24 protein-coding genes and 1 tRNA gene are annotated in these 25,122 nt (G+C 53.5%); 22 read left to right on the top strand and 3 right to left on the bottom strand.

Annotated elements, in window-relative coordinates:
- Nucleotides 1-18 precede the first annotated feature (18 nt).
- Together IPJ12_04740 and fur are read right to left on the bottom strand one after the other, a co-directional pair.
- Nucleotides 19-624, bottom strand: coding sequence for a TMEM165/GDT1 family protein (locus IPJ12_04740; GenBank protein ID MBK7646475.1), 606 nt, complete (start codon nucleotides 622-624; stop codon nucleotides 19-21).
- A gap of 17 nt (nucleotides 625-641) precedes the next feature.
- Complete coding sequence (gene fur / locus IPJ12_04735) at nucleotides 642-1,085, bottom strand: ferric iron uptake transcriptional regulator (GenBank protein MBK7646474.1); 444 nt, start codon at nucleotides 1,083-1,085, stop codon at nucleotides 642-644.
- A 94-nt stretch (nucleotides 1,086-1,179) separates the two neighbouring features.
- Here fur and IPJ12_04730 point away from each other — a divergent pair, with 94 nt between their 5' ends.
- From IPJ12_04730 to IPJ12_04700, 7 genes are all read left to right on the top strand, one after another.
- Nucleotides 1,180-1,662: an outer membrane protein assembly factor BamE gene (locus tag IPJ12_04730; protein ID MBK7646473.1), complete on the top strand. Its 483-nt coding sequence runs from the start codon at nucleotides 1,180-1,182 to the stop codon at nucleotides 1,660-1,662.
- A gap of 3 nt (nucleotides 1,663-1,665) precedes the next feature.
- Nucleotides 1,666-2,472: a 4-hydroxy-tetrahydrodipicolinate reductase gene (gene dapB / locus IPJ12_04725; GenBank protein MBK7646472.1), complete on the top strand. Its 807-nt coding sequence runs from the start codon at nucleotides 1,666-1,668 to the stop codon at nucleotides 2,470-2,472.
- Between the two features lie 4 nt (nucleotides 2,473-2,476).
- On the top strand, nucleotides 2,477-5,044 hold the full coding sequence (locus IPJ12_04720; protein MBK7646471.1) for a response regulator: 2,568 nt from the start codon (nucleotides 2,477-2,479) through the stop codon (nucleotides 5,042-5,044).
- A 121-nt stretch (nucleotides 5,045-5,165) separates the two neighbouring features.
- Nucleotides 5,166-6,314 carry a glutamine-hydrolyzing carbamoyl-phosphate synthase small subunit gene (carA, locus tag IPJ12_04715; protein ID MBK7646470.1) on the top strand — a complete coding sequence of 383 codons (1,149 nt, stop codon included), beginning with the start codon at nucleotides 5,166-5,168 and terminating at the stop codon, nucleotides 6,312-6,314.
- A gap of 18 nt (nucleotides 6,315-6,332) precedes the next feature.
- Nucleotides 6,333-9,539: a carbamoyl-phosphate synthase large subunit gene (carB, locus tag IPJ12_04710; GenBank protein ID MBK7646469.1), complete on the top strand. Its 3,207-nt coding sequence runs from the start codon at nucleotides 6,333-6,335 to the stop codon at nucleotides 9,537-9,539.
- A gap of 63 nt (nucleotides 9,540-9,602) precedes the next feature.
- Entirely contained in the window at nucleotides 9,603-10,079 is a 477-nt protein-coding gene (greA, locus tag IPJ12_04705) for a transcription elongation factor GreA (GenBank protein ID MBK7646468.1), read from the top strand.
- Between the two features lie 4 nt (nucleotides 10,080-10,083).
- Entirely contained in the window at nucleotides 10,084-10,545 is a 462-nt protein-coding gene (locus IPJ12_04700; GenBank protein ID MBK7646467.1) for a DUF4149 domain-containing protein, read from the top strand.
- Here IPJ12_04700 and yhbY read toward each other — a convergent pair whose 3' ends face one another.
- The gene (gene yhbY, locus IPJ12_04695; protein MBK7646466.1) at nucleotides 10,546-10,911 is read right to left on the bottom strand and encodes a ribosome assembly RNA-binding protein YhbY; all 366 of its coding nucleotides are present in this window, start codon (nucleotides 10,909-10,911) and stop codon (nucleotides 10,546-10,548) included.
- Between the two features lie 31 nt (nucleotides 10,912-10,942).
- On the opposite strand from yhbY, the gene rlmE reads away from it, so the two are divergent.
- The 15 genes from rlmE (at nucleotide 10,943) to nuoH (ending at nucleotide 25,118) form a co-directional block, all read left to right on the top strand.
- Nucleotides 10,943-11,560 carry a 23S rRNA (uridine(2552)-2'-O)-methyltransferase RlmE gene (rlmE, locus tag IPJ12_04690; protein ID MBK7646465.1) on the top strand — a complete coding sequence of 206 codons (618 nt, stop codon included), beginning with the start codon at nucleotides 10,943-10,945 and terminating at the stop codon, nucleotides 11,558-11,560.
- A 64-nt stretch (nucleotides 11,561-11,624) separates the two neighbouring features.
- Entirely contained in the window at nucleotides 11,625-13,496 is a 1,872-nt protein-coding gene (gene ftsH, locus IPJ12_04685; GenBank protein ID MBK7646464.1) for an ATP-dependent zinc metalloprotease FtsH, read from the top strand.
- Between the two features lie 55 nt (nucleotides 13,497-13,551).
- On the top strand, nucleotides 13,552-14,388 hold the full coding sequence (gene folP / locus IPJ12_04680) for a dihydropteroate synthase (protein MBK7646463.1): 837 nt from the start codon (nucleotides 13,552-13,554) through the stop codon (nucleotides 14,386-14,388).
- Nucleotides 14,385-15,737, top strand: a complete 1,353-nt coding sequence (gene glmM / locus IPJ12_04675; protein ID MBK7646462.1) for a phosphoglucosamine mutase — start codon at nucleotides 14,385-14,387, stop codon at nucleotides 15,735-15,737. Before folP ends, glmM begins: the two co-directional genes overlap by 4 nt.
- 86 nt (nucleotides 15,738-15,823) lie before the next feature.
- Nucleotides 15,824-16,573, top strand: coding sequence for a triose-phosphate isomerase (locus IPJ12_04670; GenBank protein ID MBK7646461.1), 750 nt, complete (start codon nucleotides 15,824-15,826; stop codon nucleotides 16,571-16,573).
- A gap of 11 nt (nucleotides 16,574-16,584) precedes the next feature.
- Nucleotides 16,585-16,956, top strand: a complete 372-nt coding sequence (gene secG / locus IPJ12_04665) for a preprotein translocase subunit SecG (protein ID MBK7646460.1) — start codon at nucleotides 16,585-16,587, stop codon at nucleotides 16,954-16,956.
- A gap of 53 nt (nucleotides 16,957-17,009) precedes the next feature.
- Nucleotides 17,010-17,094 (top strand) — tRNA-Leu (locus IPJ12_04660).
- 63 nt (nucleotides 17,095-17,157) lie between these two features.
- Nucleotides 17,158-17,532, top strand: coding sequence for an NADH-quinone oxidoreductase subunit A (gene ndhC, locus IPJ12_04655; protein ID MBK7646459.1), 375 nt, complete (start codon nucleotides 17,158-17,160; stop codon nucleotides 17,530-17,532).
- A gap of 9 nt (nucleotides 17,533-17,541) precedes the next feature.
- A complete protein-coding gene (locus tag IPJ12_04650) occupies nucleotides 17,542-18,018 on the top strand; it encodes an NADH-quinone oxidoreductase subunit B (protein MBK7646458.1) in 477 nt (158 codons plus the stop codon).
- A gap of 19 nt (nucleotides 18,019-18,037) precedes the next feature.
- The gene (locus IPJ12_04645) at nucleotides 18,038-18,643 is read left to right on the top strand and encodes an NADH-quinone oxidoreductase subunit C (GenBank protein ID MBK7646457.1); all 606 of its coding nucleotides are present in this window, start codon (nucleotides 18,038-18,040) and stop codon (nucleotides 18,641-18,643) included.
- Nucleotides 18,636-19,889, top strand: a complete 1,254-nt coding sequence (locus IPJ12_04640; protein ID MBK7646456.1) for an NADH-quinone oxidoreductase subunit D — start codon at nucleotides 18,636-18,638, stop codon at nucleotides 19,887-19,889. The genes IPJ12_04645 and IPJ12_04640 overlap by 8 nt, the downstream gene beginning before the upstream one ends.
- Complete coding sequence (gene nuoE / locus IPJ12_04635) at nucleotides 19,889-20,362, top strand: NADH-quinone oxidoreductase subunit NuoE (GenBank protein MBK7646455.1); 474 nt, start codon at nucleotides 19,889-19,891, stop codon at nucleotides 20,360-20,362. Before IPJ12_04640 ends, nuoE begins: the two co-directional genes overlap by 1 nt.
- Nucleotides 20,362-21,690, top strand: a complete 1,329-nt coding sequence (nuoF, locus tag IPJ12_04630; GenBank protein ID MBK7646454.1) for an NADH-quinone oxidoreductase subunit NuoF — start codon at nucleotides 20,362-20,364, stop codon at nucleotides 21,688-21,690. Before nuoE ends, nuoF begins: the two co-directional genes overlap by 1 nt.
- Before the next feature lie 44 nt (nucleotides 21,691-21,734).
- Entirely contained in the window at nucleotides 21,735-24,068 is a 2,334-nt protein-coding gene (locus tag IPJ12_04625) for an NADH-quinone oxidoreductase subunit G (GenBank protein ID MBK7646453.1), read from the top strand.
- Nucleotides 24,069-25,118 carry an NADH-quinone oxidoreductase subunit NuoH gene (gene nuoH / locus IPJ12_04620; GenBank protein MBK7646452.1) on the top strand — a complete coding sequence of 350 codons (1,050 nt, stop codon included), beginning with the start codon at nucleotides 24,069-24,071 and terminating at the stop codon, nucleotides 25,116-25,118.
- Nucleotides 25,119-25,122 lie beyond the last annotated feature (4 nt).

Here is a 25,122-nt window from a genome sequence, read left to right as displayed (position 1 = left end):
CGGAAAAAAAGCCGAAAATCAAAATATTCCGAGCAGGTGTAATGCCGCGAGCAAGGCCAGCAACAGGAAAAAAACACCGCTGATCCGGTGAATCCAGCGCAAAGGCAGGCGATTGAGCAGGTGACGCCCGGCGAAAACGCCGAGGATTGAGGTCACGCTCAGCGCTAGCGTGGCGCCGACCCAGGTGGCGGTGGCGCTCGCGGTGCTGCCCAGTCCGGCAACGGCGATCTGCGTCTTGTCGCCGAATTCGGCGAGAAAAATCATCAGGAAGGTGGTCGCGAAAATGCCGTGGCCGGGCTTTTCTTCAATTTCCTCGTCCCCATCGTCTTCCTCGTAGCGGAGGGCGCTGATGCCGAAGACCGCGAACAGCATGGCAACCGCCGCGGTGACGACCCATGTCGGCAACCACGCAGCAACGGCTGCACCAAACAGCACGGCGAGCAGGTTGAGGACGGCAAAGGCGGTAATGGCGCCGAGCACCACCGGCAGTCCGCGATGGCGCGCGGCCAGTGTCATGCAAACGAGTTGGCTCTTGTCACCGATTTCGGCCAGCGCAATCAGCAGGAAGGTGGCGCCGGCCGAGGAGAACCAGGCGGCCGGCGCCACGGCTGCAATGTCAGACATCGGGGAAATTCAGCGGCTCAGGATTTTACGTTGGCGGCGTTGCGGTGCGGGCATTCGGTCTTGGTGCATTGCACGTAGAGATAGAGCGCGTGATCCTGAATGGCAAAGCCGCGCTCCTCGGCGATGGCGTTCTGCCGTTTTTCGATTTCGGGGTCGTAAAACTCTTCGACACGGCTGCAATTGATGCAGACCAGGTGGTCGTGATGCTTGCCGTGATTGATTTCGAAAACTGCCTTGCCGGACTCGAAGAAGTGGCGCTCCAGCAGGCCGGCCTGTTCGAACTGGGTGAGGACGCGATAGACGGTGGCCAGACCAATGTCCATGTTTTCCGCAATCAGCATTTTGTAGACATCCTCCGCCGTCATGTGGCGCAAGGTGCTCTTTTCGAAAAGCTCAAGAATCTTCAGGCGGGGAAAGGTGGCTTTCAGCCCCATATTCTTAAGGCTTTGCGGATCGCTCATCAGGAAAGTTCCAGAAATTGTTCGATCAGGCGAAATGCTGATTTCGGGTATGATATACCGCTTCAAAGCCGATTGAAAAACTCCGGAAACCTGAATGCGCCGTTCCCGTCTATTGCTCGTAGCCGCTTCCTGCGCGCTGATTGCCGCTTGTTCCTACAAGCCAGGCTTTATCAATGAATACAAGATCGATGTCCAGCAAGGTAACGTCCTGACTCAGGAATTGGTTGCCCAGCTCAAGCCGGGGCAGACGCGTGATCAAGTCCGCTTTCTGCTTGGCACGCCGCTCGTGACCGATATTTTTCACCAGCAGCGTTGGGATTATGTATATCGCTACAAGGACGGGAAGACTGGCAAAGTTGATTCGCGCAAGTTAACGGTGTTTTTCGATGCGGACGGCAAATTGCAGCGGGTTGACGGAGATACCGCCGTAGCCGATCCCGGCGAATTGAATGCGCCGGTTAACAAGAGTCGTCTTATCGATCTTGGCACACTATCCGATGAAGCTGCCGACAAGCCGCTGCCGCCGCGCGAACCGCCGGGTCTTTTCCGTCGTTTAATGAACATGTTGGGATTTTAGAGAATGAGCGCAACTCGTATTGGCGTGGTAGGGGCGGGCGGCCGCATGGGTCGCATGTTGATCGAAGCAACGCTGAAGGATGACCAGCTGGCGCTCGGCGCCGCCTTCGAAGTATCGGGCAGCCCGTTCGTCGGGAAAACTGCCGGTGAATTGGTCGGCATGTCCTGTGATGTGCTCGTCACCGAGGACGTTGCCGCCGGCTTGAAAAATATCGATTGCCTGATCGATTTCACGCGGCCGGAAGGTACGCTGCTTCATCTCGAGATGTGTCGCGTTGCCGGCGTAGCCATGGTGATCGGTACTACGGGTTTCGATGCTGACGGCAAGGCGGCCATAGCGGCGGCAGCCAGCGATATTCCTGTCGTTTTCGCGCCTAACATGGCAGTGGGCGTCAATCTTGTCTTCAAGTTGCTCGACACCGCGGCACGCATTTTGAATCAGGGCTATGACATCGAAGTGGTCGAAGCCCACCATCGCCGGAAAGTGGATGCGCCGTCGGGTACGGCGCTGCGCATGGGTGAGGTGGTCGCTGCCGCGCTTGGACGAGATATTGAAGAGTGCGCAGTGTATGGGCGCGAAGGCGTTACCGGCGAACGTGATCCATCGACGATTGGCTTTGCCACCGTGCGTGGCGGCGATATTGTTGGCGACCATACGGTCATGTTCTGCGGTATCGGCGAACGTGTCGAAATAACACACAAGGCTAGCAGCCGCATGCCTTACGCCCTCGGCAGTCTGCGCGCTGCATGCTTCACGGCGGGGCGCAAGAACGGTTTGTTTGACATGCAGGACGTCCTCGGCCTACGCTAACTTGATGAAATCCCGGCTGCTCGCGAAACAGCTTCAGGAAGTCTTCGGCGGGGAGGGTGAGCCCCGCTTCCGGCAATTGATTGAGCAGGCGCGCGCCGGCCAGCAGCATGGTTTGGCAGACGGCGTTGATCAGTTGATCGGTGTCGTCGATTCGACATACCGTGCTTACGCCGGGCTCAATCTGAGTGCCTGGCATTCAAAATTGTCGGGTGATGTCCTGGCTGACTGGAATCTCCGCGCCGGCACGATCGAAACCGGTCGTCAGTGGAAGGAAATGCTCGGATTTACCGAAGGTGATTTCGACAATTCGATCAGCCAGTGGGAGCGTATGGTGCATCCGGACGATCTGCGCCTGCTTCAGTCGCGGATCACAGCGCACGTGCAGAGTCAGGATCCATTTTTTCAGGCGGAATGCCGCTTCAAGGCACGAGATGGCCAGTGGCGCTGGTTTCTGCTGCGCGGTGCCATAGCGGCACGAGAAGCTGACGGAAAGCCGGTTCGCATGCTGGTTTTGCAGCGCGATATCAGTGAGGTCATGGCAGCTGAGGCAGCGCTGATTTCTGCGAAAGAGGCGGCCGAAGCCGCCAACAAGGCGCGCGGCGCCTTTCTCGCCAATATGAGCCATGAAATCCGCACGCCAATGAACGGCATCATCGGGATGACGGAGCTGGCGCTGGATACTCAGCTGGATGCCGAGCAGCGCCATTACCTGAAAACGGTGAAGTCTTCGGCTGAAGCGCTGCTGACCATCGTCAATGACATTCTCGATTTTTCAAAAATCGAGGCAGGCAAGATGGAATTCGAGTCCCTTGCCTTTTCGATTCAGGATACGGTGCTGGAAGCCGTTCGGGTGCTTGCGGTTAGCGCCCACAAGAAGGGCCTTGAGCTGGTAGCGGACGTTAAGCCGGATGTGCCATTGCGCATCGTGGGCGACCCGACGCGCTTGCGCCAGGTGATCATCAATTTGATCGGGAATGCCATCAAATTTACGGAGCAAGGCGAAGTGGTGCTGGAGGTCACTGTTGACCAGGTGACCGAGCGCTCGGCGTATTTGCGCTTTGCCGTCCGTGATACCGGTATTGGCGTGCCACCGGATAAGCAGCAAGCAATTTTTGAGGCGTTTTCCCAGGCTGATGTCTCGACGACGCGTCGCTTTGGCGGCACGGGCCTTGGACTTGCCATCAGCGCGAGGCTGGTGCAGTTGATGGATGGCAAAATTTCTCTCGAAAGTACCTTTGGGCGGGGATCAGTCTTCTCATTCACCGGTCGATTTGGTGTTGAGCCATCCGTGTTCATGCAAACCCAGGCGCTGGCGCCGGGCTCCCGATTTGGCGGTCGGCGCGCCCTGATCATTGATGACAATCCAACTGTCGGTCGTTATCTGGTTGAGCTTCTGGAACGTCTTGGCATTCAGGCGTCCCTGTCTTCTGATGCGACGGCGGCGCTTGCTGCGATCGACCAAAGTCGTGCGGTTGATTTCCCATATGATTATGTCATCGTTGATGCGAATATGGACTCACCGGCGGGGTTTGCCCTGGCGGAAACCTGGCAAAAATCCGGTCGAGTGGAAAAGCTATTGATGATGCTGACCACTGAAAACCAGCGCCATGACCTCAATCGTTTGCGCGAAATCGGTGTTTCTGCACACCTCGTCAAACCGGTGGGGGGCGCTGATTTGGTGGATGCACTGGCGTTGGCCGAGGGGCCGGGGGGGGCGGGGCAGGGCGAATTTTTACTCGCCCAGATCGATCTGGATGCTTCTTCCGATCAGGGCGCGGCGCTAAAAATTCTATTGGTCGAAGATAATCCGGTCAATCAGGAGCTGGCGACCCGTTTGCTCGAACGTCGCTCGCATCAGGTAACGCTTGCCAACAATGGTGCGGAAGCCGTTGATTTGTTCGATAGCGGACATTTCGACGTCATTTTGATGGATATGCAGATGCCCGTCATGGGCGGCATCGAAGCAACTGAAGCGATCCGTTCTCGCGAAATGCGACGCAGTTGGGTCGTCTCCCATGAGCTTCGCCCTGTTTATATTATTGCCATGACAGCCAACGTCATGGCCAGTGATCGAGACCGTTGCCTGGAAGCGGGGATGAACGACTACGTGGCCAAACCACTGCGTCCAGCCGAATTATTTTCGGCGCTGGAGCGAGCGCGTGGTGGTGGCGGGGGCGAAGAGTCAATCATCTTCGGTGTGGCACCTATTCAGATGGGTGGGCAGCTGGATCTCGCCGCTGCGCTTCGGGATATTGGTGAGCCAGAATTGTTCGCCACGATGACCGGCATGTTCCTGAACGAATGGGATACCCATCTTGATCGCCTCAAGAGTGCGATTGAAAGCAGTAATTCACACGAAGTGCGGATGCATGCGCATACCGTCAAGAGCCTGCTGGCCATGTTTCATGCCGAAAAGTCCAGACGTCGCGCGATGGAAATTGAGTTGGCGGCCATGGCCAACGCAAACGTCGACTGGCCAAACTGCGTACGGCTCTATGCCGCGCTTGTCGATGAAATGTCTCAGATCAAACCGGATCTTGAGCGCTACGTTGAGACTCGTGTAATCCCTTGAATTTGCCTGAAAAGGTGCTTTTCGGCTAGAATAGAAAGGTTAAAAAGCACGAGCGGGGAGGCGCAAGCCTTCCCGCTCGGCACATGAATAATTAGAAATTCTAGGAGAGCCGGTCGTGTCGTTGTTGCCCTCATTTATACCCGCCATTCTCGCCCTCGCCGACGGAACGGTTTTCAAGGGCCAATCCATCGGCGCAGATGGCGTTACCAGCGGTGAGGTAGTGTTCAACACTGCCATGTCTGGCTATCAGGAAATCCTCACCGATCCATCCTATTGCCGTCAGATCGTCACGCTGACCTATCCTCATATTGGCAACACGGGTTGCAATGCCGAGGATTTTGAATCCAATGCGAATTATGCTGCCGGTCTGGTTATTCGTGACCTGCCGCTGCTTGCGTCGAACTGGCGTACTCAGGAAGACCTGTCGTTCTACCTGAAAAAGCACGGTATTGTTGCCATTGCCGGCATTGATACGCGCAAGCTGACCCGCATTCTGCGGGAAAAAGGCGCCCAGGCAGGTTGCATTCTGGCCGGAGAGGGTGATGTGTCCAAGGCATTGGCCATGGCTCGGGCATTCCCGGGTTTGAATGGCATGGATTTGGCCAAAGTGGTTTCTGCCAAGGAAAGCTATGCTTGGACCGAAGGTGAGTGGACGCTGAAGGGTTATGTCCAGGGTCCTGCGCCGCGCTTTCATGTGGTTGCCTATGATTTCGGCGTCAAGAAAAATATTCTGCGCATGCTGGCTCAGCGCGGCGTCAAGCTGACCGTTGTGCCGGCCCAGACGCCAGCTGCCGAAGTGCTGGCCATGAAGCCGGATGGCGTTTTCCTGTCGAATGGGCCGGGTGATCCGGAGCCGTGCGATTATGCCATTGCCGCCATTCGTGAATTTCTTGATCGCGGTATTCCGACTTTCGGTATCTGTCTTGGCCACCAGTTGCTGGCCCTCGCTTCCGGTGCCAAGACGCTGAAGATGAAGTTCGGTCACCACGGGGCCAACCACCCGGTTAAGGACATGGATACCGGACAGGTGCTGATCACCAGCCAGAACCACGGTTTTGCGGTCGACGCGGAGTCGTTGCCGAAAAACCTGCGTGTGACCCATGTGTCGCTGTTTGATGGCTCGTTGCAGGGTATTGCCCGCACCGATGTGCCAGCCTTCTCCTTCCAGGGACACCCGGAAGCCAGTCCTGGTCCGCACGATGTTGCCTACCTGTTTGACCGCTTCCTCGACACCATGACGCGTGGTGTCGCGGCGCTGAACAAAGCCTGACAAGGCGAGAGTAAAGAAATGCCGAAACGTACAGACATAAAAAGTGTTTTGATTATTGGTGCCGGCCCGATCATCATCGGTCAAGCCTGCGAATTCGACTACTCCGGCGCCCAGGCCTGCAAGGCCCTGCGCGAAGAGGGTTACAGGGTCATCCTGGTTAATTCCAATCCGGCGACCATCATGACTGATCCGGAGATGGCAGATGTGACCTACATCGAGCCGATCACCTGGCAGGTGGTTGCCAAGATCATCGAGATGGAACGCCCGGATGCCTTGTTGCCGACCATGGGGGGGCAGACTGCCCTGAACTGCGCGCTCGATCTTGACCGCGAAGGTGTGCTTGCCAAGTTCAATGTCGAGTTGATCGGCGCGTCCAAGGAGGCTATCGACAAGGCCGAGGATCGCCAGAAGTTCAAGGATGCGATGACCAAGATTGGTCTCGGTTCTGCCCGCTCTGCAACCGCGCACAGCATGGAAGAGGCCTACCAGGTGCAGGCGGCCATTGGCTTCCCGACCATTATTCGTCCGTCCTTCACACTGGGCGGTACAGGTGGCGGTATTGCTTACAACATGGAAGAGTTCGAGACCATCTGCAAGCGCGGTCTCGAGGCTTCGCCAACCAACGAGTTGCTGATTGAGGAATCGCTGCTCGGCTGGAAGGAATATGAGATGGAAGTGGTCCGTGACAAGGCGGACAACTGCATCATCATCTGTTCGATCGAAAACCTCGATCCGATGGGCGTGCACACCGGTGACTCGATCACCGTCGCCCCGGCTCAGACGCTGACCGACAAGGAATACCAGATCCTGCGAAATGCCTCGATCGCCGTGCTGCGCGAGATTGGTGTTGATACAGGCGGCTCCAACGTCCAGTTCTCGATCAATCCTAAAGACGGTCGGATGATCGTCATCGAGATGAATCCGCGTGTTTCGCGTTCTTCGGCGCTGGCTTCCAAAGCCACCGGTTTTCCGATTGCCAAGATTGCCGCCAAGTTGTCGGTTGGCTATACGCTGGACGAGTTGTCCAACGACATTACCGGCGGCAAGACACCGGCGTCGTTTGAGCCTTCGATCGACTACGTCGTTACTAAGGTGCCGCGTTTTGCCTTCGAGAAATTCCCGCAAGCGGATGACACGCTGACCACGCAGATGAAGTCGGTTGGTGAGGTGATGGCTATCGGCCGTACGTTCCAGGAGTCTCTGCAAAAAGCTTTGCGCGGCCTAGAGGTCGGTGTTGACGGCTTTAACCTGAAAACGGTTGATCCGGCAACGATCGACGAACAGCTGGCTCGTCCAACTCCGGATCGCCTGTGGTACGTCGCTGACGCTTTTGGGATTGGCATGTCGGTTGAACGTGTGTTCGAACTGACCAAGATTGATCCGTGGTTCCTTGTACAGATCAAGGAAATTGTCGATCTCGAACTGGCTTTGGAAAAACGCGAATTTTCCTCGTTGACCGCGGAAGAGCTGCGTTACCTGAAGCGCAAGGGTTTCGCCGACCGTCGTCTGGCTTACCTGCTCAAGACGAGTGAAACCGACTTCCGCAACCGTCGTCATGAACTGGGTGTCCGCCCGGTTTATAAGCGAGTGGATACTTGCGCTGCCGAGTTTTCGACTGATACGGCCTACATGTACTCGACTTACGAGGATGAATGTGAGGCCAACCCGACCAGTAACAAGAAGATCATGGTTCTGGGCGGTGGCCCGAACCGTATCGGTCAGGGTATTGAATTCGACTATTGCTGCGTTCATGCCGCGATGGCGATGCGTGAGGATGGCTATGAAACCATTATGGTCAATTGCAATCCTGAGACCGTTTCCACCGACTACGATACCTCTGATCGCCTGTACTTCGAGCCGCTGACCCTGGAGGATGTGCTGGAAATCGTCGCCATCGAGAAACCGGTCGGCGTCATCGTCCAGTACGGTGGCCAGACCCCGTTGAAATTGGCGCTGGCACTGGAAGCCAACGGCGTGCCGATCATCGGTACCAGCCCGGAGTCCATCGACATTGCTGAGGACCGTGAACGCTTCCAGAAATTGTTACATGACCTGGGACTCAAGCAGCCACCGAATCGCACGGCGCGTACTGAAGAGGATGCGCTGCGGCTGGCGCAGGAAATTGGTTACCCGCTAGTGGTTCGTCCGTCCTATGTGTTGGGTGGTCGGGCGATGGAAATCGTTCATGAGCAGAAGGATCTGGAGCGCTACATGCGCGAAGCAGTCAAGGTTTCGCATGATTCACCTGTGCTGCTTGACCGTTTTCTGAATGATGCAGTTGAATGTGATGTCGATGCGCTGTCCGATGGTGATGAGGTAATTATCGGTGGCGTTATGGAGCACATTGAACAGGCCGGAGTTCATTCCGGAGACTCTGCTTGTTCGTTGCCACCGTATTCGCTGGGCAAGCTTGTGCAGGAAGAGTTGCGTCGTCAGACCAAATTGATGGCCAAGGCGCTGAATGTTTGTGGCCTGATGAATGTGCAGTTTGCTATCAAGGACGAAGATGTTTACGTTCTCGAAGTAAACCCGCGCGCCTCGCGTACCGTCCCGTTTGTTTCCAAGGCGACCGGTTTGCAGCTGGCCAAGATTGCGGCGCGCTGCATGGCAGGGCGCAGTCTGAAAGATCAGGGAATTACCAAGGAAGTGATTCCTCCGTATTTCTCTGTCAAGGAGGCTGTCTTTCCCTTCGTCAAGTTCCCGGGCGTTGATACCATTCTTGGCCCAGAAATGAAGTCGACGGGGGAGGTTATGGGCGTTGGTGTGACCTTTGCCGAGGCGTTCGTAAAATCCCAGTTGGCCGCCAGTGTCAAACTCCCTGTCTCTGGCAAGGTTTTCATGTCAGTCAAGGATAGTGACAAGGCCAAGGCGATAGAGATAGCTCGTCATTTGCTTGAAGCAGGCTTTCAACTGGTTGCCACGCGCGGAACGGCGCACGCCATTGAGGCGGCAGGCTTGCCGGTACAGACGGTCAATAAATTTACTGAAGGTCGGCCGCACATTGTTGATATGATAAAAAACAACGAAATTTCGTTGATTATCAACACCGTTGAAGAGAAACGCCAAGCGGTAAACGATTCGCGCAATATTCGTACATCTGGCCTGCAGGCTCGTGTCACGATGTACACGACTATCTGGGGTGCCGAGGCTGCGGCCGAAGGGATTCGTAATTTGGGTGAGTTGGTGGTATATCCGATACAGGCCTTGCACACCCAACTACACTGAAACAAACCTGAAACCGCCGGGTAGCCCTTGGGCGCCGGCGGTTTTGCTTTTGCTGGATATGATATGAGCAAAGTTCCACTGACCGTTAAGGGCGCTGAAAAGTTGCGCGAAGAACTGCATCGTCTGAAGACGGTTGATCGTCCGTGGGTGATCGGTGCCATTGCCGAAGCGCGAGCACATGGCGATCTTTCAGAGAATGCAGAATACGATGCAGCCAAGGAGCGCCAAGGCTTCATCGAAGGGCGTATTCAGGAAGTCGAGGGCAAGCTGTCACATGCCCAAATTATCGATCCGAAGCTACTCGATGCTGATGGTCGCTGCGTATTTGGTGCGACACTGGATCTTGAGGATCAAGATACCGGTGATGCAGTGACCTACCAGATCGTTGGCGAGGACGAAGCCGACATCAAGGGTGGCAAAATTTCGGTTAACTCCCCGATTGCCCGGGCGCTGATCGGCAAGTTCGCCGGGGATATCGCGCAGGTCCAAGCGCCAGGCGGCATCCGCGAGTACGAAGTGATCGACGTTCGCTACGAATAAAGTCGTGCGGCGCTTCTCCGAGGCTTTTTATCTTGTGGCCATCACTTTGTGGGTGGGGGGCATGTGGGCCGTCGGTTATCTGGCGGCACCGGTGTTGTTTGCAAGTCTTGGCGACAGGCAACTTGCCGGCATGGTGGCTGGAAAGCTGTTCGCACTAATTGGTTGGATCGGACTTGGTTGTGCCGCATACCTTTTTGTTTTTCTGCTTTCGCGTTGGGGTGGGCGGATTTTCAAAAGCGCCATATTCTGGCTAGTGTTGGTGATGGCGCTGATGGCGACGGCCAGCCAGTTTGGCATTCTGCCGCTGATGGCTCAGCTGAAGGCTGATGCACTGCCGCGCGAGGTTATGGAAAGTGTTTTTCGCGACCGTTTTGCTACGTGGCACGGAATCTCCAGCATTCTCTATCTCGTACAGAGTTTGCTGGGAGTGTGGCTTGTAGTGTGGAATGGCCGCGGATTGAAGTGATCAGCCCTGGAAGGCGCGCTTGCTTTTACGTGGTGCAGCCGGAATCGGACGTCTCGTTTTTGGGGCTTTTTTCGCGTTGACCGCAGCAATCTCAGCGGGCATTGGTCGAAAAATCACCAGCAGCTTGCCGATGTGCTGAACGGGGGCTGCGCCCAACTGGGTGCAGATCTGCTCATAATAAGCCAGCCGATTTTCGCGGCTGTCACCATAAACGCGAATTTTGATCAGTTCGTGGGCGTTAAGATTGGTTTCGATTTCCTTGAGAACGCCTTCGGTTAGGCCGTTCTCGGCAATCGAGACGACAGGATTCAGGTCGTGGGCCTTGGCGCGGAGTTCCCTGCGTTGGGCTGATGATATTTGCAGCATAGTAAACCTTTCAAAAACGGCATTTTACCGAATGAAAAGAACCAGAACCAGCAAAGCTTGGATGCGCGAGCATGTGAATGATACGTACGTCCAGCTTGCCAAGAAGGAAGGCTGGCGTTCTCGCGCTGCTTTCAAGCTGCTCGAGATCGACGACAAGGACAAACTGCTGAAGCGTGGTGAGGTGGTAGTCGACCTTGGTGCAACGCCCGGTGGCTGGTCCCAGGTGGCTTCCAAGCGTGTCGGCGATGCTGGAATGGTGCTTGCGCTTGACTTGCTCGAAATGGATCCGATTCACAACGTTCACTTCATTCAGGGTGATTTCCGCGAGGACGACGTGCTGGAACAATTGGAAAAACAATTGGGTGATCGTCGCGTGGGGCTTGTAATGTCGGATATGGCCCCCAATATGTCAGGGGTTCCTCTGGTCGATCAGGCGCGCGTTATGCACCTGGCAGAATTGGGGCTGGAGTTTTCCAAGGCTCACTTGAAACTGGAGGGCGCTTTTCTGGTCAAAGTGTTTCAAGGAACGGATTACGAAACATTTCTGCGCCAGATGCGTGAAACATTCAAAACTGTCGTGGTGCGGAAACCGGATGCTTCTCGCGATCGTAGTGCCGAGCTTTATTTGCTCGGACGTACATTGCGCTAAGACTTTTGTTTAGAATGGTATTTTTATCGCTCGGCGTTGTAGAAGGAGAGCAAGCTTGAACAACATGTTCAAAAACCTCGCAATCTGGCTGGTCATTGGCTTGGTCCTGATGACTGTATTTAATCAGTTTAACAATCGCCAGGTTGCGACCGGTGCTGTCGAATACTCTCAGTTCATCGACGAGGTGAAGGCTGGGCGGATTTCCAAGGTGGTTATGGAAGGCCGAACGCTGAAGGCGACGACGAGCGAAGGAAAGCGCATTACTTCCTATGCGCCGCCTGATCTTTGGCTGGTTTCCGATCTTCTCAAGAATGGTGTCAAGATCGAGGCGCGGCCTGAAGAGGAGCCATCTTTCCTGATGAATCTGTTCGTCAGCTGGTTCCCAATGCTATTGCTGATCGGCGTTTGGGTCTTCTTCATGCGCCAGATGCAAGGGGGGGGCAAGGGTGGGGCATTTTCCTTCGGTAAGTCGCGCGCCAGGATGACGGAGGAGGCACAAAATATTGTGACCTTCGCTGATGTTGCCGGTTGTGATGAAGCCAAGGAGGAGGTTCAAGAGATCGTTGATTTCCTGCGCGATCCTTCAAAATTCCAGAAACTTGGTGGGCGAATCCCGAAGGGCGTGCTGATGGTTGGCAATCCCGGTACTGGCAAGACGCTGCTTGCCAAGGCTATCGCCGGTGAGGCGAAGGTCCCGTTCTTCAGTATTTCGGGTTCTGACTTCGTCGAAATGTTTGTTGGCGTGGGTGCTGCTCGTGTCCGTGACATGTTCGAAAATGCCAAGAAACACGCCCCATGCATCATCTTCATTGATGAAATTGATGCGGTTGGCCGTCATCGTGGCGCCGGTTTGGGTGGTGGCAACGATGAGCGTGAGCAGACGCTGAACCAGTTGCTGGTCGAAATGGATGGATTCGAAGGGCATACAGGTATCATCGTTATCGCTGCAACCAATCGTCCTGATATTCTTGATCCGGCATTGCTGCGTCCAGGACGTTTTGATCGCCAAGTGGTCGTCCCGTTGCCAGATATTCGTGGTCGCGAAGAGATTCTAAAAGTGCACATGCGAAAGGTGCCGATTGCAGGCGACGTCAAGGCTGACGTTATCGCCCGCGGCACACCCGGCTTTTCGGGCGCCGATCTGGCCAATCTGGTTAATGAGGCTGCTCTGTTCGCTGCTCGCCGTAACAAGCGCTTGGTTGACATGGATGACTTCGAGATGGCCAAAGACAAGATCATGATGGGCGCAGAGCGCCGTAGCATGGTCATGACCGAGGAAGAAAAAAGGAACACTGCCTACCATGAGTCTGGTCATGCGGTGGTTGCCAAGCTTGTACCGAAGTCAGATCCAGTTCATAAGGTGACGATTATCCCGCGTGGCCGAGCTCTGGGTTTGACCATGCAATTGCCGGAGCAGGATCGCTATGCTTATGATCGCGAGTACCTGATGAGTCGTATCGCAGTATTGTTCGGTGGCCGTATAGCCGAAGAGCTATTCATGAATCAGATGACCACCGGCGCGTCTAACGATTTCGAGCGTGCAACAGCCATGGCGCGCGATATGGTCACGCGCTACGGCATGTCGGATCTTGGTGTGATGGTTTATGGTGAGAACGAAGGCGAGGTATTCCTTGGCCGCTCTGTCACTCAGCATAAGAACGTTTCTGAGGCGACGATGCAGAAGGTGGATGCCGAAATACGTCGGATTATCGATGAGCAATACGCGCTTGCTCGCAAACTGCTTGACGAAAATCGCGATAAGGTTGAAGCGATGACCAAGGCGCTGCTTGAATGGGAAACCATCGACGCAGAGCAGATCAACGATATCATGGCTGGCAAGCCGCCACGGCAGCCGAAGCCATCGCAGTCGACGACGAGTACGAGCAATCCCAGCGATACGCCTGGGTCAGAGCCAACAGCTGCTGCGACGGCCTGATTTTTGAACTTTAAATTAGCCGGGAGCTTTCTCCCGGCTTTTTTCTTTCTGGTCTATGAATACACTGCGTTGTGGAGCTTTTCATCTCTCGCTGGCAAGGCCTCTGATAATGGGGGTCGTGAACCTCACGCCGGACTCATTCTCAGGTGACGGGGTAGTTGGTAATATTGATCGTGCCATAGCGCATGCACGTCAGCAGTTCGAAGCCGGCGCCGATATTCTGGATATCGGGGCAGAATCGTCTCGACCGGGAGCGATTCCGACTTCAGAGAAGGATGAGTTGCAACGTTTGTTGCCCGTTCTCAAGGAAATAACATGCTGGGGAGTTCCTGTTTCTGTTGATACCTACAAGCCAGCGGTTATGCGCGCTGCGCTCGAGTCTGGAGCGGCGATGATCAACGACATTACGGGTATGACAAACCAAGGAGCATTGGCTGCTATCGCGAGTAGCGATTGCGCGGTCTGTGTCATGCATATGCAAGGTAAGCCAGGGACGATGCAAGAAAGGCCGGACTACGGCTATGTGGTTGCCGAAGTAAACTCCTTTTTGACTGCTGCGGTTGAACGATGTCAGTTGGCAGGTGTTAGCAATGATCGTCTCGTGGTTGATCCGGGATTCGGCTTTGGAAAGATGCTTGAGCATAATTTGGCGCTCTTTCGCGCGTTGTCCGAGATATGTTCGGTTGGGCTGCCTGTCCTCGTTGGTGTTTCAAGAAAAGCGATGCTAGGTACCATAACTGGCAATCCAGTAGGTCAGCGAATGGCAGCCAGTGTGGCCGCTGCGCTGATTGCGGTGCAAAAAGGTGCCAAAATTGTACGTGTGCATGATGTTGCGGCGACCAGAGATGCGTTGGCAGTCTGGTTGGCAATACAACAGGGGAGTCAAATATGAGCAGAAAATACTTTGGTACGGATGGGGTTCGAGGGCGAGTTGGTCAGTCTCCTATTACCCCGGATTTTGTGATGCGCCTGGGCTATTCTGCCGGCAAGGCCTTGCTGGATCAGCACACTATGCCGGTAGGTGAGCGTCCTGCGGTGCTAATCGGTAAGGACACACGCTTGTCCGGTTACATGCTCGAGTCTGCCTTGGAGGCGGGATTTTCTGCTGCAGGTGTTGAGGTCATTTTGGTTGGACCGCTGCCTACGCCAGCGGTCGCTTACCTTACGCGTGCCTTGCGTTTACAGGCAGGGATCGTTATTTCTGCATCACACAACCCGTATTACGATAATGGGATTAAATTTTTTTCTGCGCAAGGTACAAAACTGCCAGATCACGTTGAGCGTGCCATCGAAGATGGTATAGATCAGCCAATGCAATGCGCCGCTCCGGCCGATCTCGGCAGGGTTCGCCGAATTGAAGATGCTCGTGGGCGCTACATAGAATTCTGCAAAAGCACGTTCCCGAATGATCTCGATCTACGCGGTCTCAAGATAGTCGTCGATTGTGCGCATGGGGCTGCGTACCAGATTGCACCGAGCGTATTCCACGAGTTAGGCGCAGATGTTGTTACCATCGGTGCTGAACCAAACGGCCTGAATATTAATGATGGTGTTGGTGCTACAGCACCCAAGGCTTTATGTGAGGCAGTAATTGCCAATCAGGCTGATCTTGGGATTGCGCTCGATGGAGATGCAGATCGCCTTCAGATGGTCGATGCAGAAGGAACTCTCTACGATGGCGATCAACTTCTGTATGCAATTGTTCGTAGCCGTGCTCGCACCGCTAAAGTTAAGGGTGTGGTTGGTACCTTGATGAGCAATCTCGCATTAGAGCATGCGTTGGGTAAAATCGACATTCCCTTTGCTCGTGCAGCTGTTGGCGATCGATATGTTGTTGAGATGCTTAATGAAAAAGGTTGGCTATATGGCGGTGAAAATTCAGGACACATACTCGCTATGGACCGGCATACCACAGGTGATGGCATCGTCGCAGCTTTGCAAGTTTTGGCTGGATTGCGCGAAACGGGAGATGATTTAAAAGGGGTGCTTGGCGGATTAACTCTTTATCCGCAAAAGCTTATAAATATTCCTGTGGTCCGGGGGTTCCCGTGGAAGGATCACCCTGCGATCGTCGCGGCCTTGTTGGCGACGGAGGAGCATCTGTCTGGGCGAGGTAGGGTTCTGTTGCGTGCATCGGGGACGGAGCCGCTGTTGAGAGTAATGGTTGAGGGCGAGGACCCTGTAGAAGTAGGGAATGCCGCTGAAAAACTGGCAAATGTTGTACGGAGCGTTGCAGAGTAGGACTCTTTCTTTGTTGAATCGTATTGACCGAAAAAACAACAGGTCGCTATAATCCTCAGGTTTTCTCCAAAGGAAGTGCCAAGCCCATGCGTAGAAAGCTTATTGCCGGTAACTGGAAAATGAATGGCACATACCAGCAAAACGCAGTATTGCTTGAGCGTATAAAGGCGGGAGTATCTGAACTGACATGTGATGTGGTGGTGTGTCCACCCTATCCATACCTTGGGCAGGCTCAGTCGATTCTTGATGGCTCCTCGGTGAATTTGGGGGCGCAGTCGCTTAGTGAGTACCCTGTTGGGGCATATACCGGAGAGGTTTCTGCATATATGCTTCTTGATTTTGGGTGTAGGTATGTGCTGGTTGGGCACTCGGAGCGTCGTACGTGTTTCGGAGAAACTGATGAGGTGGTTGCTGCAAAGTTTGGTGCTGCGCTAGCGGCTGGGTTGACGCCTGTATTATGCGTTGGTGAAACATTTGCTGAGCGTCAAGCAGGCGAAACCTGTGTCGTGGTTGCAAGGCAATTGTCGGGAGTTCTTTCGCAATATGGTGTTTCTGCAATGGCTAAGGCTGTGATTGCATATGAGCCAGTTTGGGCTATCGGCACTGGATTGACGGCATCCCCGGGGCAGGTTCAAGAGGTGCATGTGGCTATACGTGCTCAGGTTTCAGGTTTGGATATGGCGATAGGGAATGAGTTGCGTATTGTTTATGGCGGTAGCGTCAAGCCGCAGAATGCGCAGGAGTTGTTTGGGCAGTCCGATATCGATGGCGGGTTAATCGGCGGAGCTGCCTTGGTTGCTGACGATTTTTTGGAAATTTGCCTTGCGGCAAATTGATAGGCTGATAAATGAACTGGTTTTTCTCACTTGTCCTTACTGTGCATATCATTGTGGCAATATCTATCATCGGGCTCGTGCTGATGCAGCATGGCAAGGGGGCGGATATGGGGGCTGCATTTGGTAGTGGTGCTTCGGGTAGTCTTTTTGGGGCGACTGGATCTGCTAACTTTCTTAGTCGTGCGACGGGGGTTCTTGCGGCGGTGTTTTTTGCGACCAGTCTTACGTTGGCATATGTGGCATCCAGTAAGCCAAAAACGACTGGCAGTGTGATGCAAGAACCGTTACAATCGCAGCCTGTTTCGCAGCCTGCATTGGTGGGTGGTGAATCTTCAGGGGCGGTGGCTGCTCCTGATTCGAAAGCAAAAGATATTCCGAAGTAATGTATTGCGAGTCTCTTGGTAATAAGTCCTCGCCAAGGGGTTCAAGAAGATGTGCCGACGTGGTGAAATTGGTAGACACGCTATCTTGAGGGGGTAGTGGCGCAAGCTGTGCGAGTTCGAGTCTCGCCGTCGGCACCAAGACATGGGGGCAGTGGCCGTAAGGTGCGCTGTTTCGAACAAGAAGCTGAATATTGGCGGCGGATAATGGAAAACTACTTTCCAATTCTGATGTTCGTTCTGGTTGGGGTTGCGGTGGGCGTTCTGCCTGTTGCGATGGGTTTTATTCTAGCCCCCAGTCGTCCGGACCCGGAAAAGCTCTCTCCCTACGAGTGTGGTTTCGAGGCATTCGAAGATGCGCGCATGAAATTTGATGTGCGGTTTTATCTGATTGCAATTCTTTTTATTTTGTTCGATCTGGAAATTGCGTTCCTGTTTCCATGGGCGTCGATCTTTAAAGACATTGTTGCGACAGAGTCGATAAAGCTGTTTGGTTTTGTCGAAATGCTTGTATTTGTTGCCATTCTGGTCATTGGCTATGTTTATGCCTGGGCCAAAGGCGCGCTGGAATGGGAATAGGGTTCGCATATGGCTATTGAAGGCGTTCTCCAGGAAGGTTTTGTCACCACCACGGCTGATAAGCTGATCAATTACATGCGTACTGGGTCGCTGTGGCCAATGACGTTTGGTCTGGCGTGTTGTGCGGTGGAAATGATTCATGCTGGCGTTTCTCGCTATGACTTGGATAGATTTGGCGTTGTGTTTCGTCCCAGTCCGCGTCAGTCTGATGTAATGATTGTTGCTGGCACCTTGACCAATAAGATGGCTCCGGCTTTGCGCAAGGTTTATGATCAGATGGCTGAGCCTCGCTGGGTTATATCCATGGGTTCTTGTGCCAATGGCGGTGGCTACTACCATTATTCGTATTCTGTTGTGCGCGGCTGTGATCGCATCGTTCCTGTCGATATCTATGTTCCGGGTTGCCCCCCGACTGCTGAGGCCTTGATCTACGGGATCATTCAGCTACAGAACAAGATTCGTCGTACTAACACCATCGCTCGTTAATTGCCAAGGCTGATTTGATATGTCTGCCAAGCTGGAAACGCTTAGTCAAAACCTGCAAGAGTTCTTTGGGGATAAATTAGATTCCTTGAGGCTCTCGCTGGGTGAGGTAACCATCGAGGTCGGCGCGGCTGACTATCTTGGCGTAATGACTTCATTACGCGATGAGTCTGGTTTCGGTTTTGAAGAGATGGTTGATCTCTGTGGTGTCGATTATTCGGCGTATGGCGATGGGGCTTGGCAGGGGGAGCGTTTTGCTGTCGTCGTCCATCTCCTCTCGGTGGCACATAACTGGCGTTTGCGTGTTCGGGTTTTTGCCGAAGATGAGGGCTTTCCGTCGGTTGCTTCGATCGCCGGGGTGTGGGCCAGCGCTAACTGGTTTGAGCGCGAAGCTTTTGATCTCTATGGTATTGCGTTCGTTGGTCACGATGACCTACGGCGCATTCTGACCGATTATGGCTTTATCGGGCACCCGTTCCGCAAAGATTTCCCGATTTCCGGTCATGTTGAAATGCGCTATGACCCTGATCAGGCGCGAGTGATCTATCAACCAGTGACCATCGAGCCTCGCGAAAACACCCCGCGCATTGTGCGCGAAGATACTTACGGGGATCCGGCACATGGCTGATATCCGAAATTTCACACTGAACTTTGGTCCGCAGCACCCAGCAGCGCACGGCGTTTTGCGACTGGTGCTTGAGCTCGATGGTGAAGTGGTCCAGCGGGCTGATCCGCATATCGGTCTTCTGCACCGAGCAACTGAGAAGCTTGCTGAAACCCGCACTTGGGTTCAGTCTGTACCATATATGGATCGTCTGGATTACGTCTCGATGATGTGTAACGAGCATGCCTATTGTCTTGCGACTGAAAAGTTGCTCGGCATTGAGGTTCCGGAGCGCGGAAAGTACATTCGGGTCATGTTTGATGAAGTGACCCGTATTCTTAATCATCTTCTGTGGATTGGCTGTCACGCGCTTGACGTCGGTGCCATGACTATGGCGCTTTATACGTTCCGCGAACGTGAAGATTTGATGGATGTGTACGAAGCGGTTTCTGGAGCTCGTATGCATGCCGCCTACTATCGCCCGGGCGGTGTCTATCGTGATCTTCCGGATAGGATGCCACAGTATCAGGAGTCGACTTGGACTGACGCCAAGAAAGCCGCTGAGAGAAACGAAAATCGCGGTGGTTCGCTGCTTGATTTTCTCGAAGATTTTGCGATCCGTTTCCCAACATATCATGCCGAGTACCATACCTTGCTTACCGATAATCGGATTTGGAAGCAACGTCTGGTCAACGTCGGCGTTGTGTCGCCAGAGCGCGCCCTTCAGATGGGCTTTACCGGCGCTATGCTGCGCGGTTCGGGTATCGCATGGGATCTGCGCAAGAAGCAGCCGTATGCTGCCTACGATAAAGTGGATTTTGATGTGCCGGTTGGTGTAAATGGTGACAGCTATGACCGCTACTTGGTTCGTATGGAAGAAATGATCCAGTCGAACAATATAATCAAGCAATGTATCGCTTGGCTGCGCAAGAATCCCGGTCCGGTGATCACTGATAACAACAAGGTCGCGCCGCCACCACGTGAAAACATGAAGACCAATATGGAGGAGCTTATTCACCACTTCAAGCTCTTTACCGAAGGTATTCATGTTCCGGCTGGTGAAGCTTATGCAGCTGTGGAGCATCCGAAGGGTGAGTTCGGTATCTACTTTGTCTCAGATGGTGCAAACAAGCCTTACCGAATGAAAATTCGTGCTCCGGGCTTTGTTCACCTGGCAGGTCTGGACGAAATGTCCAGAGGCCACATGATCGCCGATGTCGTTACGATTATCGGTTCCCAAGATATTGTTTTTGGCGAGATTGACCGCTGATGTTTTCCGCTGAAACCCTCCAGAAGTTTGCCCGCGAGGTCGCCAAGTACCCCGCAGATCAGAAACAGTCTGCGTCTATGGCTTGTCTCGCTCATGCCCAAGAAGAAAAAGGTTGGTTGGCCCCTGAGTCCATTGAAGCGGTCGCCAACTATCTTGGTATGCCGCCGATTGCTGCCTACGAAGTGGCTTCGTTTTACAACATGTATGACTTGAAGCCCATAGGTAAGTACAAGATTACCGTCTGTACCAATCTGCCGTGTGCTCTGTCTGGCGGTTACCACGCAGGCGAGTATCTCCAGAAAAAATTGGGTGTTGGGTACGGCGAAACTACGCCTGATGGAAAATTCACATTGAAAGAGGGCGAGTGCATGGGGGCGTGTGGTGATGCGCCCGTCTTCATCGTCAATAATCGTTCAATGTGCAGTCATATGCACCCTGAGCAAATCGACAAGCTGCTTGAGGAGTGCAAATAATGGCTATGCTTGGTTCGATAAACGGCGTTCTAATGGAAGGCCTTGACGGTGACAACAACTGGAGTCTGAAGGACTATGTTGCTCGCGGTGGTTATGCGCAGCTGAAGCGTATTCTTGAAAGCAAGATGACCCAAGAAGACGTCATCAGTGAGGTCAAGAAGTCTGTGTTGCGCGGTCGTGGCGGCGCTGGCTTCCCGACAGGATTGAAGTGGTCTTTCATGCCGCGCTCCTTCCCTGGTGATAAATATGTTGTTTGCAATACCGATGAAGGTGAGCCCGGTACATTCAAAGACCGCGACATCATGCGTTTTAACCCGCATTCGGTGATTGAGGGAATGGCGATCGCGGCCTATGCCATGGGTGCGAACCGCGGCTATAACTATGTTCACGGCGAAGTTTGGCAAGAATACAAGCGTTTTGAAGAGGCTCTTGACCAAGCGCGTGCCGCTGGATTCATCGGTCAGAATATTCTGGGATCCGGATTCAATTTTGAATTGTTTGCCCATCACGGCTATGGTGCATACATTTGTGGCGAAGAAACCGCGTTGCTCGAGTCGATTGAAGGAAAAAAGGGCCAGCCGCGCTTCAAACCGCCGTTCCCGGCGTCTTTTGGTTTATATGGCAAGCCAACAACCATTAACAACACAGAAACGTTCGCCGCCATTCCGTTTATTTTGAAAATGGGCGGTGAAGAGTTCCTCAACCTTGGTAAGCCGAATAACGGTGGTACCAAGCTGTTCTCTGTTTCAGGTCATGTAAATCGCCCTGGTAATTACGAGATTCCACTCGGCACGCCGTTTTCAACCCTGCTGGAGATGTGTGGCGGGATGCGTGGCGGGCGCAAGCTAAAGGCGGTCATCCCTGGCGGTTCTTCGGCCCCTGTCATGCCTGGTGAGGTCATCATGGATTGCACCATGGACTATGACTCCATCAGCAAAGGTGGCTCAATGCTCGGGTCTGGTGCTGTTATCGTCATGGATGAAACGGTATGCATGGTCAAGGCGCTGGAGCGACTGTCATTCTTCTATTACGAAGAGTCCTGCGGTCAATGTACGCCTTGTCGCGAGGGTACTTCTTGGATGTACAAGGTTGTGCATCGCATCGAAAATGGCCTTGGCAAACCTGAAGATCTGGATTTGCTGAACAGCGTGCTTGGTAATATTGCGGGTCGCACGATCTGTGCATTGGGCGATGCGGCAGCCTTCCCGGTGCAAAGCTTCATTAAGCACTTCGGCAAGGAATTTGAGTATCACATTGAAAACAAGACATGTCTGGTTCCCAAGGATGTTCAATGGGCGGGCAGTGGCTTCCACAAGATTCCGGCCTGACAGGCTACGGGTTGTAACGAAAGAACTGGCTACAAGGTAGCGACATGCTAGAAATCGAAATCGACGGCAAAAAAGCGCAAGTGCCCGATGGCAGCACGGTGATGGATGCCGCGCAGCAAGTGGGTGTTTATATTCCGCATTTCTGTTACCACAAAAAACTTTCGATTGCCGCCAACTGCCGCATGTGTCTCGTGCAGGTAGAGAAGGCACCGAAACCCTTGCCGGCCTGTGCTACACCGGTGACGAACGGTATGAAGGTTTTTACCCACTCAGAACTGGCTATCAAAGCACAAAAAGGGGTGATGGAGTTTCTGCTCATTAATCACCCGCTGGATTGCCCGATCTGCGATCAAGGGGGCGAGTGCCAGTTGCAGGACATGTCTGTCGGCTATGGTCCGATGAAAAGTCGCTATTCGGAAGAAAAGCGTGTTGTTTTCCATAAGGATGTCGGCCCGCTGGTAGGCATGGAGGAAATGAACCGCTGCATCCACTGTACCCGTTGTGTTCGCTTCGGTCAGGAAATTGCCGGTGTCATGGAGCTCGGCATGGGTAACCGTAATATGCACTCCGAGATCATGACATTTGTTGGTCGTACGGTTGACTCCGAGTTGTCAGGCAATATGATCGACCTTTGTCCGGTTGGGGCTTTGACCTCCAAGCCTTTCCGCTACACCGCCCGTTCTTGGGAATTGCAGCGACGCAAGTCCGTTAGTCCGCATGACTCAGTGGGGGCGAACCTTGTTGTTCAGGTTAAGCACGACAGCGTAATGCGCGTTCTGCCACGTGAAAACGAAGACGTAAACGAATGCTGGATCTCTGACAAAGAGCGTTTTTCCTATCAGGCGCTGAGTTCCGAAGAGCGTCTGACAAAGCCCATGGTTAAGCAGGGTGGTGAATGGAAGGAAGTCGATTGGAATGTCGCAATCGATTATGTCGCGCATGGTCTGAAAGATATTTCCCGCGAACACGGTGGAAATGCGATAGCCGCCTTGGCAGCACAAAGCTCAACACTTGAGGAGCTTTTTTTGCTCGGTGAGGTGATGAAAGGCCTCGGTAGTGGCAATGTTGATTTCCGTCCTCGTCAGAATGATTTCTCTGCGGATTTGAAGCGAGCTGGTGCTCCATGGATGGGCATGCGTTTGTCTGAGATTAAAGATCTTGATGGCGTCTTGGTGGTGGGCTCATTCCTGCGTAAGGATCATCCGCTGATTGCCCAGCGTCTTCGTCAGGCATCCAAGAAGTTCACCAAGGTCACGTTGCTGTCGGTTGCTGGTGACGATCAGCTAATCAACTTGCACGCCAGGCTGACTGTGGCCCCGAATCAATTGGCTTTCGCCTTGGCCGCTGTCGTCAAGGCGGCGGCTGAGATCACCGGCGCAAAGGTTCGGGATGGTCTTGAGTCTGTGGTTGTCTGTGAGACGAGCCATAAGATTGCGCAGAGCTTGGTCGATGGCGACAAACGTGCAGTACTCCTCGGCAACGTTGCTACTCAGTCCGTTGATGCTGTTCAATTGCATGCCCTAGCTTTGGAGCTGGGTAAACTGACGGGCGCAAACATCGGGTTCTTGGGTGAGGGTGCCAATTCGGTGGGGGGGCACATCGCCCTCAAGCAAGTGTCAGGGGCAAATGCTCGCGAGATGTTTGAGCAGCCGCGAAAGGCCTACGTTCTTATGGGCGTAGAGCCAGAATTTGATTGTACTAATCCGCAATTGGCGCTAGGGGCGTTGAAGCAGGCAAATCTGGTAGTCTATATGTCCGCTTTCAAGCATGCACCAGCCTTTGAGTTCGCTGATGTCATGCTTCCAATTTCTCCTTATACGGAAACGTCAGGCACTTTCATCAATACAGAGGGGCGAGTCCAGAGTTTCAATGGCGTGACAAAGCCACGGGGTGATGCACGACCGGCTTGGAAGCTGCTACGTGTGCTCGGAAATGTGCTGAATCTGGATGGTTTCGCGTACTCATCCAGCGAAGAAATTCGGGACGAAGTTCTAGGCAAGGGCGTTGAATTCGTTTCGGGTTTGAGCAATGAGTTGAGTGGCGTTGCCATTTCACTTCGGGAAATTAATAGTGATTGCTTGCAACGTATCGCCGATGTGCCGATTAACTTCGCTGATCCAATAGCCCGTAGAGCCCCTGCGCTACAACAAACTGCTGATGCTGTCGCTCCGACTGCCCGTATCTGCGAAGAGACTTTGTCACAAATTGGCATTTCCGAAAATGTCTTGGTTCGTGTCAAGCAGGGCAGTGGTGAGGCATTACTCGTTGCCAAAACTGACAATAATGTGCCGAAGGGTTGTATTCGAGTTGCTGCGGCGCATGTGAGTACTTCGATGCTGGGCGAGATGTTTGGTTCGATTTCCGTGGAGCGTGCATAAATGGACGCACTAATGAATTTCGGTACTGGGTTATTTGGCGGTGCTTGGCCTGCTGTCTGGACGCTGATAAAGATCGTCCTGATCGTCGCACCTATGATGCTGTCAGTTGCTTATCTGACCTATTTCGAGCGTAAGGTCATTGGCTACATGCAAGTTCGAATTGGGCCTAACAGGGTTGGTCCGTGGGGCTTGATTCAGCCAATTGCTGATGGCTTGAAACTCTTGCTGAAGGAAATTATTGTACCGAGCGGTTCCAATAAAGGGATTTTCCTCATTGCGCCAATGCTTGCAATCGCCCCGGCCTTGGCTGCTTGGGCTGTCGTACCCTTCACGGATTCGCTGGTGTTGGCGAATATCGACGCTAGCTTGCTGTACATAATGGCGATTACCTCGATGGGCGTGTACGGGATCATTCTGTCTGGTTGGGCTTCAAACTCAAAATACGCGTTTCTTGGCGCAATGCGTTCTGCTGCACAGATGGTGTCCTACGAAATTTCCATGGGCTTCTCTCTGATTTGTGTACTGATGGTCTCCAATAGCCTTAACTTGGTTGAGATTGTCAATATTCAGGATAAAGGCCTTTTCGCAGGCTGGGGACTGAGCTTTTTATCTTGGAATTGGTTGCCTTTGTTTCCTATGTTCTTGGTCTATCTGATTTCTGGAGTGGCGGAAACTAACCGTGCTCCATTCGACGTCGCCGAAGGTGAATCAGAAATTGTTGCAGGGTTCCACGTCGAATATTCTGGTATGGCCTTCGCTGTTTTCTTCCTTGCAGAATACGCCAACATGATTCTGGTCTCAGCTCTGACCTCGATCATGTTCTTGGGCGGTTGGTTGTCTCCTGTTGGATTCCTCCCTGACGGCATTCTTTGGCTTTTTGCAAAGATGTCAGCAATTCTCTTCCTGTTTTTGTGGTTCCGGGCAACATTCCCGCGTTACCGATACGATCAGCTAATGCGTCTGGGCTGGAAAGTTTTCGTGCCGATCTGTTTGATTTGGCTGGTTGTCGTCGGCGTCTGGATGATGTCGCCTTTGAATATCTGGAAGTGAGGAG

The sequence above is a fragment of the Betaproteobacteria bacterium genome (genome assembly GCA_016709965.1).
GTDB lineage: Bacteria > Pseudomonadota > Gammaproteobacteria > Burkholderiales > Rhodocyclaceae > Azonexus > Azonexus amarohabitans.
Note: the sequence above shows the minus strand (reverse complement) of the source record. Positions and strands in the feature narration are given on the sequence as shown.

Coding starts and splice junctions, on each gene's coding strand:
- secG (MBK7646460.1), top strand. CDS start 16,585: ATGAACTGGTTTTTCTCACTTGTCCTTACTGTGCATATCATTGTGGCA.
- IPJ12_04740 (MBK7646475.1), bottom strand. CDS start 624: ATGTCTGACATTGCAGCCGTGGCGCCGGCCGCCTGGTTCTCCTCGGCC.
- glmM (MBK7646462.1), top strand. CDS start 14,385: ATGAGCAGAAAATACTTTGGTACGGATGGGGTTCGAGGGCGAGTTGGT.
- yhbY (MBK7646466.1), bottom strand. CDS start 10,911: ATGCTGCAAATATCATCAGCCCAACGCAGGGAACTCCGCGCCAAGGCC.
- IPJ12_04670 (MBK7646461.1), top strand. CDS start 15,824: ATGCGTAGAAAGCTTATTGCCGGTAACTGGAAAATGAATGGCACATAC.
- greA (MBK7646468.1), top strand. CDS start 9,603: ATGAGCAAAGTTCCACTGACCGTTAAGGGCGCTGAAAAGTTGCGCGAA.
- nuoH (MBK7646452.1), top strand. CDS start 24,069: ATGGACGCACTAATGAATTTCGGTACTGGGTTATTTGGCGGTGCTTGG.
- ftsH (MBK7646464.1), top strand. CDS start 11,625: ATGTTCAAAAACCTCGCAATCTGGCTGGTCATTGGCTTGGTCCTGATG.
- fur (MBK7646474.1), bottom strand. CDS start 1,085: ATGAGCGATCCGCAAAGCCTTAAGAATATGGGGCTGAAAGCCACCTTT.
- IPJ12_04650 (MBK7646458.1), top strand. CDS start 17,542: ATGGCTATTGAAGGCGTTCTCCAGGAAGGTTTTGTCACCACCACGGCT.
- carB (MBK7646469.1), top strand. CDS start 6,333: ATGCCGAAACGTACAGACATAAAAAGTGTTTTGATTATTGGTGCCGGC.
- IPJ12_04645 (MBK7646457.1), top strand. CDS start 18,038: ATGTCTGCCAAGCTGGAAACGCTTAGTCAAAACCTGCAAGAGTTCTTT.
- nuoF (MBK7646454.1), top strand. CDS start 20,362: ATGGCTATGCTTGGTTCGATAAACGGCGTTCTAATGGAAGGCCTTGAC.
- nuoE (MBK7646455.1), top strand. CDS start 19,889: ATGTTTTCCGCTGAAACCCTCCAGAAGTTTGCCCGCGAGGTCGCCAAG.
- folP (MBK7646463.1), top strand. CDS start 13,552: ATGAATACACTGCGTTGTGGAGCTTTTCATCTCTCGCTGGCAAGGCCT.
- dapB (MBK7646472.1), top strand. CDS start 1,666: ATGAGCGCAACTCGTATTGGCGTGGTAGGGGCGGGCGGCCGCATGGGT.
- IPJ12_04730 (MBK7646473.1), top strand. CDS start 1,180: ATGCGCCGTTCCCGTCTATTGCTCGTAGCCGCTTCCTGCGCGCTGATT.
- IPJ12_04625 (MBK7646453.1), top strand. CDS start 21,735: ATGCTAGAAATCGAAATCGACGGCAAAAAAGCGCAAGTGCCCGATGGC.
- rlmE (MBK7646465.1), top strand. CDS start 10,943: ATGAAAAGAACCAGAACCAGCAAAGCTTGGATGCGCGAGCATGTGAAT.
- IPJ12_04720 (MBK7646471.1), top strand. CDS start 2,477: ATGAAATCCCGGCTGCTCGCGAAACAGCTTCAGGAAGTCTTCGGCGGG.
- IPJ12_04640 (MBK7646456.1), top strand. CDS start 18,636: ATGGCTGATATCCGAAATTTCACACTGAACTTTGGTCCGCAGCACCCA.